Genomic DNA, 19,440 nt, shown 5'->3' with positions numbered 1-19,440 from the left:
ATTTTATGAGATGAAACCTACTACAAGCAAAGCATTGCCCTGTGCTGTGTTTGGTCATAACTATGTTAAATCCAAAACAAACTCTGACCAAACGGCTGAATTAACATGTTCTCACTGTAACACTGTTGTGAAAACAGATGCCAGTGGTAATTTTGAAGAGTTAAGCGTATCCAACAAGCACATACAGACTACACTTAGACAGTTATTTCATCTTAAGCTTCAGATTTCCAAACCTAAATTTTCTTAATCAATAGGAAAACTCTATTAAATCATATGCTAATATAATGTTAGTAAATATGGTTAAACCTTAGTTAAATCGTATATTTGCATTCAATTTAGAATTAATCTGCTTTAATATATGATTAAAGTTTCTGAACAAGCTAAGAAAAAAGTCGTCGAGCTAATGAATGATGACGGCTACAATCCTGATACCGACTACATTAGAGTTGGTGTTAAAAGTGGTGGTTGCTCTGGTTTATCATATGATTTAAAATTTGACAAAGAGCAAATTGAAGGTGATAAAGTCTTTGAAGACAATGGTGTAAAGATTATTGTTGACAAAAAGAGTTTTTTATACCTAATCGGTACTACTTTAGAATATTCAGGAGGATTAAACGGAACCGGATTTGTGTTTAACAATCCAAATGCCAACCGAACATGCGGTTGTGGCGAATCATTTTCTTTATAAAAAAATGCAATGAGTAAATATACTGAAGACGATTTAAGAGAAGAATTAAAAACCAAAGAATACGAATACGGTTTTTACACAGATATTGAATCTGAAACTTTTCCTAATGGACTAAACGAAGATATTATTAGGGCTATCTCCCAAAAGAAAGAGGAACCAGAATGGATGACAGAGTGGAGACTTGAAGCTTTTAAGGTTTGGCAAGAAATGGAAGAGCCAGAATGGGCTAATGTAAAGTATGAAAAGCCAGATTTTCAAGCAATATCATATTATTCGGCACCAAGCAAAAAACCGAAATACAACAGTATAGATGAAGTTGATCCAGAACTTCTTGAAACTTTTAACAAGCTTGGCATTTCTCTAGACGAGCAAAAGAAATTAGCTGGCGTTGCTATGGATGTGGTTGTTGATTCTGTTTCTGTAGCTACAACTTTTAAAGAAACCCTAGCGGAAAAAGGAATCATCTTTATGAGTATTTCTGAAGCTATCAAAGAGCATCCAGAACTTGTAAAAAAATATATTGGTACTGTCGTACCACAGAAAGATAATTTTTATGCAGCTTTAAATTCGGCTGTATTTAGTGATGGATCATTCTGCTACATTCCAAAAGGAGTACGTTGCCCAATGGAACTTTCTACCTATTTCCGTATTAACCAAGCAGGTACAGGTCAGTTTGAAAGAACCCTTGTTATTGCAGACGAAGGAAGTTATGTAAGTTACCTTGAAGGTTGTACAGCACCAAGTAGAGATGAAAACCAGTTACACGCAGCAGTTGTAGAATTAATTGCTTTAGAAGATGCTGAAATAAAATACTCTACAGTACAAAACTGGTTCCCAGGAAATGCTGAAGGCAAAGGTGGTGTTTTCAACTTTGTAACCAAACGTGGTTTATGTGAGAAAAATGCAAAAATCTCTTGGACACAAGTAGAAACAGGTTCAGCTGTGACATGGAAATATCCAAGTTGCGTTCTTAAAGGAGATAACTCTGTTGGTGAATTTTATTCCATTGCTGTAACCAATAATTTTCAGCAAGCAGACACAGGTACCAAAATGATTCACTTAGGTAAAAACACCAAGTCGACCATTATCTCAAAAGGGATCTCTGCCGGAAAATCTCAAAATTCATACAGAGGACTTGTACAAATAAGCCCAAGAGCAGAAAATGCTCGTAACTTCTCACAGTGTGATAGTTTGCTTATGGGTAATGAGTGTGGCGCTCACACATTTCCGTATATAGAAGCTAAAAATAAAACTGCACAAATAGAGCACGAAGCAACAACTAGTAAAATTGGTGAAGACCAGATTTTTTACTGTAACCAACGTGGTATTGATACAGAAAAAGCAATTGCTTTAATTGTTAATGGTTTTAGTAAAGAGGTACTTAATAAGCTTCCGATGGAATTTGCTGTTGAAGCACAAAAATTATTAGAAATTAGTTTAGAAGGCTCAGTAGGATAAGACTATGAAAAAAATTGCAATCATTTTATTGGCTATAATGAGTTTTGTGAGTTGTAAAGACGAAAACAAACAAGAAGCTAATTTAGAAGAAAACAGAGGAAAATCATACGACCAAAATGATGGTTACATAACCATGAAAGGTGAATTTGTTTACGATGCTGACCAAAATGCTGCTGTTTTTGAGTCACCAAACGGAACCATTTACGCAGTTGTTGTGGATGATAACATGCATCAACTAAATGAAAAGGTAAAACCATTTAAAGAGCACAAATACACCTCTGTTCCTGTTACGGTTAGAGTTAAAAAAGCTAAAAATACAAACCCAAAAATTGAATGGGAATATACCTTAGAAATTAAGGATATACTAAAGGTTGAAAAACCAAACCCTAAAAAAGAAGACGTTATAAAATTATCAAACTAAGACAATGTTAAAGATAAACAACTTACACGCAAGCGTAGAAGATAAAGCTATATTAAAAGGTATTAACCTAGAAGTTAAACCTGGCGAAGTACATGCTATTATGGGACCTAATGGTTCTGGTAAAAGTACTTTAGCTTCAGTTATAGCTGGTAAAGAAGAATATGAGGTTGATGAAGGTGAGATTTTACTTGAAGGCGAAAACATAGATGAACTTGCTGCTGAAGAACGTGCACACAAAGGAATTTTTCTTTCATTTCAATATCCTGTAGAAATTCCTGGAGTTAGTGTAACTAATTTTATGAAAACTGCTATTAACGAAACTCGCAAAGCTAAAGGATTGGAAGACATGCCAGCAAATGAAATGTTGAAGATGATTCGCGAAAAGTCTGAGCTTTTAGAAATAGATCGCAAATTTTTATCACGTTCTTTAAATGAAGGGTTTTCTGGTGGTGAAAAAAAGCGTAACGAAATCTTTCAGATGGCAATGTTAGAGCCTAAACTAGCTATCCTTGATGAAACAGATTCTGGTTTAGATATTGATGCTCTTAGAATTGTTGCTAATGGTGTTAACAAATTAAAATCTAAGGACAATGCTGTTATCGTTATTACGCACTACCAAAGATTATTAGATTATATCGTACCAGATTTTGTGCACGTATTACATAATGGTAAAATTGTTAAATCTGGCTCTAAAGAATTAGCTCACGAGTTAGAAGCAAAGGGTTACGATTGGATTAAAGAAGAAGTAAACGCTTAATTTATAAGCAAAATGGAATTAAAAGAAAAGTTAGTATCTTCTTTCATGGCATTCGAAAACATGGTCGATGTAGATTCGCCTGTTCATGATATTAGAACTGAAGCAATAAAGCATTTTGAAAACGAAGGTTTCCCTACTAAGCGTCAAGAAGCCTGGAAATACACCTCTTTAAATTCAATTTTAAAGCATGATTATAGTGTATTCCCTAAGCATGAAGATGCGTTAGATTTTAAAGATGTTAAGAAATACTTTATTCACGATATAGATTCTTACAAGATTGTTTTTATTGATGGCAAGTATTCTTCGCACTTATCGCAAACCACACATGACGGTATAGATGTTTGCTTAATGTCTGCTGCACTTACAAAACCAAAATACAGATTGGTTATTGAAAACTATTTCAATAAGATTGCATCAAAAGATGGATTATCGTCTTTAAACACAGCATTCTCTGCAGAAGGAGCTTATATTCATATCCCTAAAAACAAACTGGTTGAAAAGCCAATTCAGATTTTACATTTTTCTACAGGTAATGAAGCTGCGCTAATGCTTCAGCCAAGGAACTTAATTGTTGTAGATGAAAATTCGCATGTACAAATAATAGAACGTCACCAGAGTTTAACAGACAATCCTGTTTTAACCAACTCTGTAACCGAGATTTTCACCAATAAGCGTGCTATTGTAGATTACTACAAAATTCAGAACGATAGAGAAACTGCTTCTTTGATTGACAATACATTTATCAATCAGAAGCAAGAGAGTTTAGCCAAAGTACATACCTTTTCTTTTGGTGGAAAAATTACAAGAAACAATCTAAACTTCTATCAAAATGGAGAGCGTATAGACTCTACCATGAAAGGTATTACCATTATTGGCAACAAACAACATGTAGATCATAATACTCTAGTACACCATATTGAGCCAAATTGTGAGAGTCATCAAGATTACAAAGGTATTTTTGGTGATAGTGCAACAGGTGTGTTTAACGGTAAGGTTTTGGTTGAAAAAGAAGCACAAAAAACAGATGCTTTTCAAGCCAACAACAACATATTATTAAGCGATAAAGCTTCAATAAATACAAAACCTCAACTAGAGATTTTTGCTGATGACGTTAAATGTTCTCACGGTTGTACCATTGGTCAGTTAGACGAAAGTGCAATGTTCTATTTACGTTCTCGTGGTATTCCAGAAAAGGAAGCCAGAGGATTGCTAATGTTTGCCTTTAGTAATAACGTTTTAGATTCGGTAAAAATCCCTGAAATTAAAAGTAGAATTACTAAGATTATTGCCAATAAATTAGGTGTAAATATTGGTTTTGATTTATAAATGAGCGAAGCCCTAAGCCATACCACTTTCAATGTACAACAAATAAGAGAGGATTTTCCTATTCTTAAAAGAGATGTTAATGGCAAGCCTTTGATTTATTTTGATAATGCTGCAACATCGCAAACACCTCAGCAAGTTATTGATGTTATTGTAGATTATTACTCTAATTACAATGCCAATATACATAGAGGTGTTCATGTGTTAAGCCAAGAAGCTACAGATGCTTATGAACAAGCACGTATAAAAATCCAAAAACACTTTAATGCTGCTAAAGCTTATGAGATTATTTTTACCTCAGGTACTACTCATGGCATTAACTTGGTTGCAAATGGTTTTTCTTCAATTTTAAAAAAAGGAGATGAAATCATTGTTTCAGCTTTAGAACATCATAGTAATATTGTCCCTTGGCAAATGCTCTGTAAAAGAACTGGAGCTACTCTAAGAGTGATACCAATGAATACCAATGGAGAGCTGATACTATCTGAGTTTGAAAATTTACTTAACCAAAACACAAAACTCGTTTTTGTTAACCACATATCTAATGCACTTGGAACCATAAATCCAATTGAAACTATTATAGAAAAGGCGCATAGCGTTGGTGCTGCTGTTTTAGTAGATGGTGCACAATCGTGTCCACATATAAAACCAGATGTACAAGCCTTAGATGTTGATTTTTACGTTTGCTCAGCACATAAGATTTGTGGCCCAACAGGTGTTGGTATGCTTTATGGAAAAGAAGAATGGCTAAAGAAATTACCTCCTTATCAAGGCGGAGGAGAAATGATAGCAGAAGTAACCTTTGACAAAACCACCTATGCTGATTTGCCACACAAATTTGAAGCTGGTACTCCAAATGTTTGTGGTGGAATAGCTTTTGGTGCTGCAATAGATTATATGAATGCTATTGGTTTTGATGCTATTGCGCAATACGAAAACGAACTTTTGGTTTACGCGACTGAAGAACTTCAAAAGATTGAAGGTTTAACCATTTACGGAACTGCAACACACAAAACATCTGTTATATCATTTAATGTCGGTAATATCCACCCTTACGATATCGGTACCATATTAGATAAAATGGGAATTGCCGTACGTACAGGTCATCATTGTGCTCAACCGATAATGGACTTTTATAAGATTCCTGGTACTATTAGAGCATCTTTTATGTTTTATAATACCAAAAAAGAAATAGATATTTTCATTGCCTCATTAAAGAAAGCCATAATGATGTTATCTTAACATTTAGTCAAGGGTAAAAATTCTTGAATCTTAATTATTGAGAGTTTGGCATCAAAAGTGTACCTTTCATAAATAAAACTTTTAGTTATGAAATTTTTACTAAGCATTTTCACATTAGTTATACTCACAGGATCTTGCAATTCTAAAAAAGAGGCTATTTCTACTTCTGATGAAGCAGAACAAATAGTAGCTTCAAAACCAAGTAGAGAAACTTCAAACTCTAAAAGTGATATCGTTCAGGATAATTATAAAAAATTCATGGTTATTTATGAAACGTCTACAAGAGGCTCGTTTGAGCATATTGAGATTTCAAAATCTGAAATAAAAATTTCTAAAGACCGAAGCTTAAAAGAAATAGACACCTTTGAGTGTAATCCGCAAGACTGGAAAGAGCTTAAAGAACTTCTTAGTAATTCAGTGGTAGAAAATCTTGATTTACTTGAAGCACCAACTCAAAAGCGCCTACATGATGGTGCACCTCATGCTACATTATCGGTTGTAAAGGGTGATGTTGTGATGATGACACCTACGTTTGACCATGGTTATCCTCCAAAAGAAATAGAAACACTAGTTAATAAAGTGTTATCTATGGCAGAAAATGCGACTAAGCAATAGTGATTTTGTAACTTTGTTTTTAAATAAGTTTGATTATGACTATTGAAGAAATTCAAAATGAAATAATAGATGAGTTTTCTATGTTTGAGGATTGGGAAGAGCGCTATCAATACATGATAGATTTAGGCAAAACGCTTCCGTTAATCGAAGAACAATACAAAACCGATGACCACATTATAAAAGGTTGCCAAAGTAAGGTTTGGGTACATGCTGAAATGAATGATGATAAGGTAGAATTTACAGCAGATAGTGATGCTATTATTACAAAGGGCATCATTGCTATTTTAATTAGAGCGTTCTCTAACCAACATCCAAAAGATATCATTGAAGCCAATACTGATTTTATTGATAAAATTGGCTTAAAAGAACATTTGTCGCCAACAAGGGCTAACGGATTGGTTAGCATGATAAAACAATTAAAAATGTATGCAATAGCATACCAAACACAGTTGAATTAAAAATGAGTGAATCAACTATAGATACTAATGTACTTGGAGATAAAATAGTACGTGTTTTAAAAACAATTTACGATCCAGAAATTCCTGTAGACATCTATGAATTAGGATTGATATATGATGTTTTCGTAAACGAAGATTATGAGGTAAAAATATTAATGACTTTAACTACACCAAATTGTCCAGTCGCTGAGACTTTACCTTTAGAAGTTGAAGAAAAGGTAAAATCTATAAACGAGGTCAAAGATGCCGAAGTAGAAATTACGTTCGACCCACCGTGGTCTCAAGACCTAATGAGCGAAGAGGCTAAGTTAGAATTAGGGATGTTATAAATTATAGATTATGAGCAATACAGGAATTGACGCAATAACATTTTATGTTCCACAACTATATGTTTCTATGGATAATCTTGCTGAGGCTAGAGGAATTCCTGCAGAAAAATTAAAAAAGGGCTTAGGTCTTCAAAAAATGGCAGTGCCAAATGTTGGTGAAGATGCTGCTACTTTTGCAGCTAACGCTTTACTCAACTTAATAACCCAAAATAACATAGATCCAAACGAGATTGGCCGTGTGTATTTAGGGACAGAAAGTGCGATTGACGGTTCAAAACCCACTGCAACCTATGCTGTAGAAATTGTTGAAAACGAATTAGCAGCTACATATGGTGAGCGTAGTTTTAAAAACTGCGATGTTTTAGACATGACATTTGCTTGTGTTGGTGCTGTAGATGCCCTACACAACAGTATTGATTGGGTTAAGCAAGATGTTAATAGAAAAGCTGTTGTGATTGCTTCAGATCTTTCTAAGTACGACATCAATTCTACAGGTGAGTATACCCAAGGTGCTGGTGCAGTAGCTGTATTGGTTAGTCATAATCCCTCAATATTAGAAATTAATACTGTTTGGGGAATCGCCTCAAAGAGTGAAGGAGACTTTTTTAAACCAAGAAGAACTTTTAAAAAAGTAGAGCTTTTAAAAGCTGTATTCAAGGAATTAAATCTTGATACTTCCGATGAAAAGATAAATGAATTTATGGCTTCATCAGATTCAGAATTCTGGTCTGATAGTAGCGATATAGTTGAAGTTTTTAAAGAAGAACCTGTTTTTGATGGTCAGTTTTCTAATGCTTGTTATAACGATAGGATTACGGAAGCACTTACCCATTTTAGCTCTCAGAAGGATATAGCTTTTAATAATGATTGGCACAAAATAGTATTTCATTTACCTTATGCATTTCATGGTAGACGCATCATTTTTGATAATTGGTTAAAATGGCTAAAAGCATCTAACACCTATGAAGAATTAGAAAATGAAATAGGGAGATTAGAGGACTCAGACAAAAAAGAATGGTCTAAAAAAGCTTATAAATCTCAGTTATACAGCCATTTTGTAAATTCTAAAATAGCTCAGGGAGAACTAGCTTCTTCAGAAATTGGCAATATGTACACGGCATCAATTTTTATGTCACTTTTGAGTTTATTGTCTGATAGTTATGACAACAAATTAGATTTATCAGGTAAAACCATTGGCTTTATAGCCTACGGTAGTGGCTCTAAATCAAAAGTTTTTGAAGGAGTTGTTCAAGAGAATTGGACATCAAAATTAGCTTCTATTAATCTTTTTGAAACCTTAAAACAAAGGTCTTCTATAGATGTAACCACTTATGAAAACATTCATCGTTCTAAAATTGAAAGCCCAATCCATAATGGAAGTAAAATTTCTCTAGATTTTATAGAACAAGATGAGACAAACTACGGATTACGTCGTTACACTGTAAAATAATCTATGGCAGAAGAAATTATAAATAGAGTTGCAAACAGTAAGCTAAAAGTCATTGACCTTGAAGATTTCTATCCAGAAGGACAGCGAATTCTATTTGATATAAAGGACTGGTTGCTTGAAGGTTTAGTGCTCAGAGAGAAAGAATTCAGAGCACATGTAGCCGAATATGATTGGTCTCAATATAAAGATTGTTATGTAGCATTATATTGCTCTACAGATGCTATAGTTCCAGATTGGGCATATATGCTTATTTCCCTAGAATTAGAAGGGTTCTCAAAATTAACTGTCATTGGCAAATTGGATGATTTAGAGTCAATTATATATTCTCAAATAATTTCAGATTTTGATGTTTCGGCATACAAAGATTTACCTGTTATAATTAAAGGTTGCTCTAATAAACCTGTACCTGCTAATGCTTTAATATTATTGTCTCAAAAATTAAAACCATTTGCCAAATCTATCATGTTTGGCGAAGCATGTTCTGCAGTACCTCTTTTTAAAAGAAAAAAATAATTGTGACTTATTGTCTTTTTTGATGTCTAATCAATATTGATTAGATGATACAAATCGTCTAAAAGATTAATAAACACGTATATTTGTAAATTATTTACAACTTAAATTATTAAAATTTAATTCATTATGAACAGAAAATTACTTTTATCAGCAATCTTAATGCTTGCAATTACGTTTGGTTTTTCTCAAACAAAAGAAGAGTTACAAGCTCAGAAAGCCGAAAAACAAGCTGAGGCTGACAAGTTTCAAGCAGAAGCCAATGCGTTACAAGCACAAATAGATGCTTTACCAGGCTGGAGAGTAGGTGCTTTTGGTACTATTGGTGGTAGCTTATCTAACTTTAACAATTGGTATGCTCAAGGTGTACCTAACAACTCTTCAGGAAATATTGGCATTACTTTTAATGCATTCGCTAACAAAATTGAAGACAAATATTTTTGGAGAAACTCTTTAACAACTAATCTTGCTTGGGTAAAATTAGACAACAAAGACACAGACTTAGACAGTGATGACTTTGAGCCAACAACAGATGTTTTCAACTTATCTTCTCTTTATGGTCGTAAATTAAGTGAAAAGTGGGCTATTTCTGGATTAGGTGAATACAGAACAACGTTACTAAACAACTTTAACGACCCTGGTTACTTAGATTTAGGTGTTGGTGCTACTTGGACTCCGATTGAAAATTTAATCGTAGTTATTCATCCATTAAACTACAACTTTGTATTTGCTGATAACGATGCTGTATTTGAGTCTTCTGCTGGTGCAAAAATTGTAGCAGATTATACTAGACAAATTGGTGCTGTTGCATTTAAATCTAATCTTTCTACATTCCAAAGTTACAAGTCTAGCGACTTATCTAACTGGACATGGACTAACTCTTTTAGCTACACATTATGGAAAATGATTGGTGTTGGTTTTGATTTTGCTTTAAGAAGCAATAAGCAAGAAGCCGCTAACTTCCAAGGTGTGGCATTAGAAGATGCTGATAACGATTTGCAATCTTATTACACGATTGGTTTAAGCTACAAATTCTAAATAGTAGATTTTTTAAAACATAAAAAAGCCCTTCACAAACTGAAGGGCTTTTTTTATGAAATATCTTCAACATCAGGATATAGAAAATGATTGTATGGGAAACGTGTAACATGAATTTCTCTTACCTCTTGGTAAACACGTTTTCTAAATTCATCCATATTTTCTTTATTCAACGCTGAGATGAAAAGTGCGTTATCACCTATTCTAGACATCCAGGTTCTTTTCCATTCCTCAATAGAGTAATTTGCTTTCGTGCGTTCTTCAGTTAAATCCTCTTCATCAAAAGGTTCAGGCTCGTAAGCATCAATTTTATTAAAAACCATTATGGTCGGCTTGTCTTTGCTTTCAATTTCATCTAAAATCTGATTTACTGATTCTATATGTTCTTCAAAATTAGAATGCGAAATATCTACGACGTGAAGCAACAAGTCTGCTTCTCTTACCTCATCTAAAGTACTTTTAAAAGATTCTACTAGTTGCGTTGGTAATTTTCTAATAAATCCTACAGTATCGCTTACCAAAAATGGCAAGTTTCCTATTACCACCTTTCTAACAGTAGTATCTAAAGTTGCGAAGAGCTTATTTTCTGCAAATACTTCACTTTTACTAATAACATTCATCAAAGTAGATTTACCTACGTTGGTATAACCTACCAAAGCCACACGCACCATCTTGCCTCTGTTCCCACGCTGAACAGCCATTTGCTTATCAATGGTTTTTATCTTGGCCTTTAGCAACGCAATTTTATCGCGTACAATACGTCTATCCGTTTCAATCTCAGTTTCACCAGGACCACGCATACCAATACCACCTTTTTGTCTTTCGAGGTGAGTCCACATTCCTTTTAGTCGCGGTAGTAAGTATTCGCATTGCGCCAATTCTACTTGAGTTCTGGCGTAACTGGTTTGGGCACGTTGAGCAAAAATGTCTAAGATAAGATTGGTTCTATCTAAAATTTTACAATTCAGTATTTTACTGATGTTGCGTTCTTGTGCTGGTGAAAGCTCATCGTCAAATATTACAGTACCTACTTCATTTTCTTTTACAAAGTTCATTACCTCTTCCATCTTACCTGTACCTATAAAGGTCTTAGGATTAGGCATCGTCATCTTCTGAGTAAAACGCTTTACTACATCTCCTCCTGCTGTGTAGGTTAAAAACTCAAGCTCGTCTAAATATTCTTTAGATTGCTCTTCGTTTTGATCTTGAGTGATTATACCTATAAGTACTACACTTTCTAGTTCTATGTCTTTTTTCTCTAGCATAAATAAATTCAAAGTACAAAGTTAAACAAATGTCATTTTCTTTATGCACTTTAAAAACCTATATTTAATCCCATGAATACACCTTCTATTACACATACTATAGCGTTCTATAATATTGAAAATTTATTTGATATTGAAAATGACCCTTTAACAAATGATGATGACTTTTTACCAACCTCTGCAAAGCGATGGACACCTAAGCGTTATGAAAATAAGCTTAAAAAAATAGGAAGTGTTATTTCTAAAATTGGAGAAGAAAATGCAGCAACAGCTCCAGTAATTATAGGCTTAGCTGAAGTTGAAAACAAAAAAGTTTTATCAGATTTGGTAAGGAGTGAAAATCTAATCTCAGAAAAATACAGCTACATCCATTATGATTCTTCTGATGAACGCGGAATTGATGTTGCTTTATTATATAAGGACGACCTTTTTGAAGTAGAATATTCCGAAACATTTTCAGTATACCTACAAACCGAAACTGGCGAAAGAGATTATACAAGAGATATATTATTGGTTAAGGGAAAATTAAATGATGAAGCTATACACATAATAGTAAATCATTGGTCTTCTCGAAGAGAAGGGGAAAAAGAAACAGAATACAAAAGACTTGCTGCCGCAAGAGTAGTAAATTCAATAATTGCGAAACTTAAAAGAGATGATAATAATGCTAAGGTCATTGTGATGGGAGACTTTAATGATAACCCAGGTGACCGTAGTATTAACTTGTTAGAAGAAGAGAGCAAATTATATAACCCTTTTAATACCGTACTTTCTTATAACAAAGGCAGTCTAAATCACAATTTTCAATGGAATATGTTTGATCAAATACTTATTAGCGGAAATTTTTTTGATCCAGATGGCAGCAACTTAAAATTTACCAAAGCAGATGTTTTCAATTCTAAGTTTGTAACCCAATATCATGGTAAGTATAAAGGGCAACCTTTTAGGACATATGTTGGGAAAAAATACAAAGGAGGATATAGCGATCATTTTCCTGTTTATATACAATTCAAAACCCCTTAAACCATTTGTCGATAAATAAAGCCGTTCATCTATTATAGTATTGTTAACATCACGTTAATAGGCATTTTTTATATATTCGAGTGGGCAAAAAAGAACGACTAACCAACGTCCTTGTATGCTTCCCCAAGCCTCACAAAAATTAAAAAAAATAAATCCTTTATAATCAACGTATTATAAAGGGTTAAATAATTTCTAACAAACCGATTAATAATGAAAAAGATTACTCTATTTTTATTTCTGCTTTCATTTGTTGCGATAACAAGTTTACAAGCACAAATAACTACTTTTCCATACACCGAGGACTTTGAGTCTGGTGATGGTGGTTGGGTGGCCGAAAACACTACGAATGGTACTTGGGCTTTAGGCACACCAACTGGCGCTATTATCAACAGCGCTGCTTCTGGGACAAATGCTTGGGTAACAAATCTCTCAGGTAATTACAATTCCGGTGAAGACTCTTGGGTTACTAGTCCTGTCTTTGACTTCTCATCACTTTCTGCTCCTTCAATTGAATTGAGCATTTGGTATGATATCGAATTCAGTTGGGATGGTGCTGTGCTTCAATCTTCAATAGATGGTGGTACTACATGGATTAACGTTGGTGCTAATGGAGATCCTAACAACTGGTATACTGATGATACCATTAATGGAAATCCAGGTGGTCAACAAGAAGGTTGGTCTGGAACTGGCGCAGCTGGAACAAATGCTTGGGTTACAGCAAGACATGCACTTACTGGTTTAGGTGGTCAGTCTAATGTAATTTTCAGGATTGCATTTGGCTCTGATGGCTCTGTAACTGATGAAGGTTTTGGTTTTGATGATATAAATATTTTTGAGGTTACTTGCCCTGAACCTTCTGATCTTGCAATAGTAAGCACAAATTCAGATAGTGCTACGTTATCATGGACAGAAAATGGAACTTCCACTGATTGGAATATCGAGGTTGTACTCGAAGGCTCAGCACAAACTGAAACTCCAACGCATACTGCTGATTCAAATCCTTTTACAGTTACCGGATTAACACCAGCGAGTAATTATGTTTATTATATTCAGGCAGACTGCGGTGGAGATGTAAGTTCATGGGTTGGTCCATTTGCCTTTTCTACAGAATGTGTCACCTTTGTTGCACCATATACTGAAGGTTTTGAAAATGGAGGAACAATTCCTCTATGTTGGTCCATGGATGGTGGTGAAGACTGGTTTTTTGACAATGACCCTGGCTTTAACCATATTGGAGATAATGGTACTATAATTGGTACTACAGCAACTAACGGCTACTTTGCTTGGTGTGATTCATCTGGAAATGATGGTGTAAGAACTTTGACAAGTCCATTAGTAGATGTGTCTGGGTTAACAACACCTGCCCTTTCTTTCTATGAACTAAGTGACAATGAAGGAAACGCAAACTGTCAACTTGATGTTGAAATTTGGGATGGTGCAGCTTGGAACCTTATGGCTACTTATAACACTAATACAGGTGGATGGCTGCTCAATGTTATTGACCTTAGTACATTAACAATTACCGGAGATGTACAAGCCCGTTTTATATTTTCAGAAATAGTCACTGGAGATTTTTATGATGATATCGCTATAGATGATGTAACGTTTGATGAAGCTCCTTCTTGTTTTAATCCTGCTTCGTTAACAGCCAATGCTATTACTTCTAATAGTGCCGAATTAAGTTGGACTCAAGATGGTACAGTAGCAACATGGAATATAGAAATTGTTACATCTGGAACAGCTCCAACAGGAACCCCAACTTATAGCGATGTAACAAATCCATATACAGTTTCAGGTTTAACCGCAGTAACAGCTTATGATTATTATGTACAAGCTAATTGTGGTAGTGAATTGAGTGGTTGGACTGGCCCTTTTACATTCGAAACGCTTTGTGATGTATATGTTCCTGATTACTTAGAACAATTTGACACAATAATTCCAGACTGTTGGGATGAAGCCGATAGTGGTGATGCCACTACTGGTCCTGGTGATTTCGGCGCTGGTTCATGGGGTGCGGATGGTTTCCTCAATAATGGTTTTGATGGCGCTTATAAGATTAACCTCTGGGTTGCTACAAAAAGTGATTGGATTATATCACCTCAGTTTGATTTAACTGGCGGACCTTTCCAAGTAGAATTTGATTTTGGAATTATGCAATTTGGTAGTTCTACTAATGCAGGCACGCTAGGGTCAGATGATATTGTTCAACTACTTATTACTAACGATAATGGAGTCACTTGGACTCCTCTATTAACATACGACAGTACTTCTGTAGTTCCTGCGACTGGAGAACACCCGGTAGTTACTCTAGAAGCATATGCTGGTCAAACTGTACAATTTGGTATCTTAGGTTCTGAAGGTACAGTAGATGATCCTGAGGATAATGACATTTTTGTAGACAACTTCCGCGTAAGAGGAATACCTACATGTCCAGAACCTACCGACTTAACTTCAACTAACTTGAGTTTAACTTCTACCGAAGTAGGTTGGACAGAGACAGGTACATCCACAACTTGGAATATTGAATATGGACCTGCAGGATTTACACCTGGAACAGGTACTTTAGTTACTGGTGTTACTACAAATCCTTATGTTTTAACAGGCTTAACTTCTGATACAGATTATGATTTTTATGTTCAAGCAGAATGTGATCCTACAAACTTAAGTTCTTTTGCTGGTCCTGCTTCATTCTACACTGGTTATTGTCAATCGGAACCATCAAGTAATGATGGTGATGGTGTTACAAATGTAACTATTGGCTTCACAGACTTCCCTAGTTTAGGTGATGTTACTTACGAGGATCAAACTTCGCCAACTGTAAATGTATTCCAAGGTGTCGAAACTAATGTTGAGGTTACTTTTGCAACTGGATTTACTTATGATACCAATATTTGGATAGACTTTAATGATGATTTAGTTTTTGACAATGCTACTGAACTTGTCTTTTCTGGCGAGTCTACTAACGCAAACCCAACAACATTAGATGCATCATTTGTTATGCCATTAACAGCACCTCTTGGTGTTCACAGAATGCGTATTGGTACTGCTGATGCTGGTCAAGACCCACCTAATCCATGTTATAATGGTACTTGGGGCGTTACTTTAGACTTTACGGTTAATATTCAAGAGCTAACTTGTACGTTACCCGAAGCTAGTTACTCAGTAAACACTGATTGTGCTACTGACCAATTCTATATTGATGTAGATGTAACTAGTATGGGTGATGCGACTTCTTTAGAAATTTCAAATGATTTTGACGCTGGTACAGTACAGGCTTTAGCTACTGGTATTTATCAAGCTGGTCCATTCCCTTTTGGAAATTCTGTTAAGGTATTTGTTGCTAATGAACAAAATAACAATTGTACTATAAGTAGTGACTCTTACGAAGTTCTTGCTTGTCCTCCAGACAATGATGAATGTGTTGATGCAACCGTTGCATTTGTTAATGCTGATGAAAGTTGTGACACAATAAATTCAGGTACTATTTTAGCTGCTACACCGTCTGGTGTACCAAGTGGAAGTTGTTCAGGAGATCCTGATGATGATGTCTGGTTCGAGTTTACTGCTTTAGGTGAACAACAAATTATTGATATACAAAATATAACAGGAGGTACTACTAATATTGACCACGCTCTTTATGGAGGTGATTGTGGAAACCTTACAGAAATTTACTGTTCTGATGATACGTTCAGTCTTACTCCTTCTTTAGTAGTTGGTAATACGTATTACTTAAGAATTTTCTCTGCTGGCAGTATTAGCGAGACTAGTACATTCGATTTATGTATTAGCACATTAGGTACTCCAGTGTATTGTTTAGACGCATTACCAATTTGTCCTGACCCAAGTATCAATTATCCAAGTATTGTAGGTGACCAAGTTGCACCTCCTTATTTAGATTATGACTGTTTATTTTCTCAACCTGATCCTCAATGGAATACTATTCAATTTGATCTTGCTGGTGATTATGAATTTAGTTTAGACCAAGTAAATAATGCTGGTACAGGCTTAGATATAGACTTTATAGTTTGGGGTCCTTTTGTAGATCAACAAGGTGGTTGTGTAGATTTAGTGACCGATAATATCGCAGACTGTAGTTATTCTGCAACTGCTAGTGAGACCATAACACTTACAAATGTTCCAGCAAACTCAATCTATGTTATACTAATAACTAACTTCTCTCAGCAAGAAGGTACTTATACTCTAACTCAAGATACAGGTCCTGCTAATGGTGTGAGTTGTGATGTTGTTTGCGATGTTACTCTAGCTTTAGAAGGCACTGATGTTGAAGACGATGTTGAAGATCCTTTAACACCAGATGAAACTTTTGAATTCTGTGGTTTTGAAAGTGTAGAATTAACAGCTAGTACTGTTTATAATATAGATGAGTACAGATGGTATCAAGATGGTTTTATTATTCCTGATTATAACCAACCTACCTTGACTGTAACAGAATCTGGAACTTATCAAGTTCAAGCTTTAGGTGGTATATGCGATCAAAGTGAAACTTATTTTTCTGCGTTAGTAGATATTAGATTATATGATGAATCACCAACTGTAGATCCACAAAATATTACTGTTTGTGATGGTCTAGAAGCTGATGGTTCAGAAGTTTTTGACTTAGATGACTTAACAGCGTCTTTAGGCTTAGGCTCAGAATTTGCTGTAAGTTATTACACTAGCACTGCTGATGCTAATCAAGCAATTAATCCGGTACAATCGCCTTATACGTCTTCAGGAGAAACACTAATAATAAGGATAGAAGATGTTGTTGCTCAAGACGACAACTTCCTAGGCTGTAGACAACTATCAGAAGTTGAATTGGTTGTACAACCTGCACCTGCAATAGGCATGCCTATGGATCTAGAAACTTGTTCTGCTAATACAATGGCTGAATTCTCGTTGGCAGATAATAATGTTGCCGTTCTTAACGGGTTAAATGCAGCAGACTACACAATTTCTTATCATGCAAGTATGGAAGACGCTGAAGATGATACTGCAGAACTAACGTCTCCATATAACGGAATGAACGCTGAAACTATCTACGTTCGTCTAGAAGATAATGCTACAGGATGTTATAACATTGCTTCATTTAGTCTTGTTATAAATGCACCAACACAAACAGCGACGAGTCAAAACATAGAGGAATGTGATGACTCAGATGGTTTTGTTGACGATATGGCAGATTTTGATTTAGATGCACACACTAGTGTTGTTTTAGGTTCTCAGGACGCATCTAGCTACAACGTTACTTATCACAGTTCTCAAGAGGATGCTGAAAATAATGTTGATGCACTACCTGGTTTATATACTTCAGGAAGTACAACTATATATGTGAGAGTTGAAGATGCAACACTCCCTAACTGTTATGTTGTAAATTCATTCGAATTAATAGTGAACACTGTTCCACAAGCTACTTTTGACCCACAATTTGAGTATGAAGTTTGTCCTAATGCTACTGTACCAGTTACAATAGGCATTATTCCAGATAACTTTACTGCTTCTGATGTTTCTGTAACTTGGTTATTAGATGATGTAGTCATAGCAGGAGCTAGTGGTTTGACTTTAGATACTGTTTTAGTTTCAGGAGATTATTCTGCCGAAATTACTTTTAATGCTACAGGTTGTACCAATACAGTAACCACTTTTGTCGAAGAATTAGAGTCTTGCATTTTCCCAGAAGGTATATCACCTGGTGTGAGTCCTGGGCTAAATGACCGTTTTGACTTAAGTAGTTTTGACGTTGTTAAGCTTGAAATCTTTAATAGAAACGGAACACTTGTGTATTCTAAGACTAATTACGTAGATGAGTGGGAAGGTCAAACTAACGATGGTGAGGAGCTACCAGTAGGAACGTATTTCTATACGGTTATTTACGAAGGTGGTGCGAAACAAAAGAGCGCATGGGTATATATAAACAGATAATCAACTAACTGAATCAACTTAAATTATAATGAAAAAACTCACGATAATAGCGGTTTTGCTCCTTGCATTTCAAATGTATGGGCAACAAGATCCACAGTACACGCAGTACATGTATAATATGAATATTATGAATCCAGCTTATGCTGGTTCTAGAGAAAACCTCTCGTTTGGATTATTATACAGAAATCAGTGGACTAAAATAGATGGTGGTCCTGAAACTGGAACATTTTTTGGACACTCACCAATAGGAAACAATCTAGGCTTAGGTGTATCTTTAATTGCAGATCAAATAGGACCTGTAAAAGAAACCAATGCTTATGTTGATTTATCTTATACCTTAAAATTAGGTGGTGAACACCGTCTAGCATTTGGTGTTAAAGCAGGTGCTACTTTTCATGATATAAATCTTACTACTGGAAATGTAGATGTTATTGATGCAGGTGACCCTTTCTTTGGGATGCAGATAAACGAAACTACACCAAACATTGGTGCTGGTTTCTTTTACTATACAAACAAGTATTACTTGTCATTATCGGTACCTAATATGTTATCATCTATACATTTAGATTCTAATGGAAACAAAATAGGTTCTGAAACGCAGCACTATTTCTTAACTGGTGGTTATGTTTTCGATTTATCACCAAATACAGAATTAAAGCCTTCTTTCATGGTAAAATCTGCTTTTGATGCTCCAACTTCTTTTGATGTAAACCTAAATGCTAGGTTCTTCAAGAAATTTGAAATTGGTGCTTCTTACAGATTAGATGATTCGTTTTCAGGTTTAGTTAATTTTGCATTATCACCATCGTTTAGAGTGGGCTATGCTTATGATGCTGTTTCTTCAGATATAAAAGCATTTGCACCCGCTTCGCACGAAGTTATGTTGTTATTCGATCTTAATTTCCCAAAACGTGTTTCTCGTTCACCTAGATACTTTTAAT

General features: G+C 35.1%; 17 protein-coding genes. 16 read left to right on the top strand and 1 reads right to left on the bottom strand.

Features of this window, described 5'->3' with window-relative positions; translation table 11 throughout:
- Positions 1-10 precede the first annotated feature (10 nt).
- From ACXAFS_RS02365 to ACXAFS_RS02305, 13 genes are all read left to right on the top strand, one after another.
- Complete coding sequence (locus tag ACXAFS_RS02365) at positions 11-247, top strand: hypothetical protein (RefSeq protein WP_475305043.1); 237 nt, start codon at positions 11-13, stop codon at positions 245-247.
- A gap of 111 nt (positions 248-358) precedes the next feature.
- Positions 359-688, top strand: coding sequence for a HesB/IscA family protein (locus ACXAFS_RS02360; RefSeq protein ID WP_475305042.1), 330 nt, complete (start codon positions 359-361; stop codon positions 686-688).
- Between the two features lie 9 nt (positions 689-697).
- Positions 698-2,146, top strand: a complete 1,449-nt coding sequence (gene sufB / locus ACXAFS_RS02355) for a Fe-S cluster assembly protein SufB (RefSeq protein ID WP_475305041.1) — start codon at positions 698-700, stop codon at positions 2,144-2,146.
- 4 nt (positions 2,147-2,150) lie between these two features.
- Positions 2,151-2,567: a hypothetical protein gene (locus ACXAFS_RS02350; RefSeq protein WP_475305040.1), complete on the top strand. Its 417-nt coding sequence runs from the start codon at positions 2,151-2,153 to the stop codon at positions 2,565-2,567.
- A gap of 4 nt (positions 2,568-2,571) precedes the next feature.
- Positions 2,572-3,324: a Fe-S cluster assembly ATPase SufC gene (sufC, locus tag ACXAFS_RS02345; protein WP_475305039.1), complete on the top strand. Its 753-nt coding sequence runs from the start codon at positions 2,572-2,574 to the stop codon at positions 3,322-3,324.
- A gap of 12 nt (positions 3,325-3,336) precedes the next feature.
- Positions 3,337-4,650, top strand: a complete 1,314-nt coding sequence (gene sufD, locus ACXAFS_RS02340) for a Fe-S cluster assembly protein SufD (protein WP_475305038.1) — start codon at positions 3,337-3,339, stop codon at positions 4,648-4,650.
- Positions 4,651-5,889, top strand: coding sequence for an aminotransferase class V-fold PLP-dependent enzyme (locus tag ACXAFS_RS02335; RefSeq protein ID WP_475305037.1), 1,239 nt, complete (start codon positions 4,651-4,653; stop codon positions 5,887-5,889).
- 87 nt (positions 5,890-5,976) lie between these two features.
- A complete protein-coding gene (locus tag ACXAFS_RS02330; protein ID WP_475305036.1) occupies positions 5,977-6,504 on the top strand; it encodes a hypothetical protein in 528 nt (175 codons plus the stop codon).
- Positions 6,505-6,539: 35 nt separating this feature from the next.
- Positions 6,540-6,962, top strand: a complete 423-nt coding sequence (locus tag ACXAFS_RS02325; RefSeq protein WP_475305035.1) for a SufE family protein — start codon at positions 6,540-6,542, stop codon at positions 6,960-6,962.
- Between the two features lie 2 nt (positions 6,963-6,964).
- The gene (locus tag ACXAFS_RS02320; RefSeq protein WP_243473520.1) at positions 6,965-7,291 is read left to right on the top strand and encodes a DUF59 domain-containing protein; all 327 of its coding nucleotides are present in this window, start codon (positions 6,965-6,967) and stop codon (positions 7,289-7,291) included.
- A 10-nt stretch (positions 7,292-7,301) separates the two neighbouring features.
- Positions 7,302-8,741, top strand: a complete 1,440-nt coding sequence (locus tag ACXAFS_RS02315; RefSeq protein WP_475305034.1) for a hydroxymethylglutaryl-CoA synthase family protein — start codon at positions 7,302-7,304, stop codon at positions 8,739-8,741.
- Positions 8,742-8,744: 3 nt separating this feature from the next.
- On the top strand, positions 8,745-9,254 hold the full coding sequence (locus ACXAFS_RS02310) for a DUF2480 family protein (RefSeq protein ID WP_475305032.1): 510 nt from the start codon (positions 8,745-8,747) through the stop codon (positions 9,252-9,254).
- Positions 9,255-9,380: 126 nt separating this feature from the next.
- The gene (locus tag ACXAFS_RS02305) at positions 9,381-10,289 is read left to right on the top strand and encodes a DUF3078 domain-containing protein (protein WP_475305031.1); all 909 of its coding nucleotides are present in this window, start codon (positions 9,381-9,383) and stop codon (positions 10,287-10,289) included.
- Positions 10,290-10,342: 53 nt separating this feature from the next.
- On the opposite strand, the gene hflX is transcribed toward ACXAFS_RS02305, so the two are convergent.
- A complete protein-coding gene (gene hflX / locus ACXAFS_RS02300) occupies positions 10,343-11,554 on the bottom strand; it encodes a GTPase HflX (protein ID WP_475305030.1) in 1,212 nt (403 codons plus the stop codon).
- 72 nt (positions 11,555-11,626) lie between these two features.
- On the opposite strand from hflX, the gene ACXAFS_RS02295 reads away from it, so the two are divergent.
- The 3 genes from ACXAFS_RS02295 (at position 11,627) to ACXAFS_RS02285 (ending at position 19,439) form a co-directional block, all read left to right on the top strand.
- Positions 11,627-12,577: an endonuclease/exonuclease/phosphatase family protein gene (locus ACXAFS_RS02295; protein WP_475305029.1), complete on the top strand. Its 951-nt coding sequence runs from the start codon at positions 11,627-11,629 to the stop codon at positions 12,575-12,577.
- A 210-nt stretch (positions 12,578-12,787) separates the two neighbouring features.
- Entirely contained in the window at positions 12,788-18,499 is a 5,712-nt protein-coding gene (locus tag ACXAFS_RS02290) for a fibronectin type III domain-containing protein (RefSeq protein ID WP_475305027.1), read from the top strand.
- Positions 18,500-18,527: 28 nt separating this feature from the next.
- Positions 18,528-19,439, top strand: coding sequence for a PorP/SprF family type IX secretion system membrane protein (locus ACXAFS_RS02285; protein ID WP_475305025.1), 912 nt, complete (start codon positions 18,528-18,530; stop codon positions 19,437-19,439).
- Position 19,440: the final 1 nt, after the last annotated feature.

The sequence above is a fragment of the Winogradskyella sp. ABM4_392 genome, assembly GCF_056160445.1.
The sequence above is the reverse complement of the archived record's forward strand: the minus strand, read 5'-3'. Positions and strand labels throughout refer to the sequence as shown.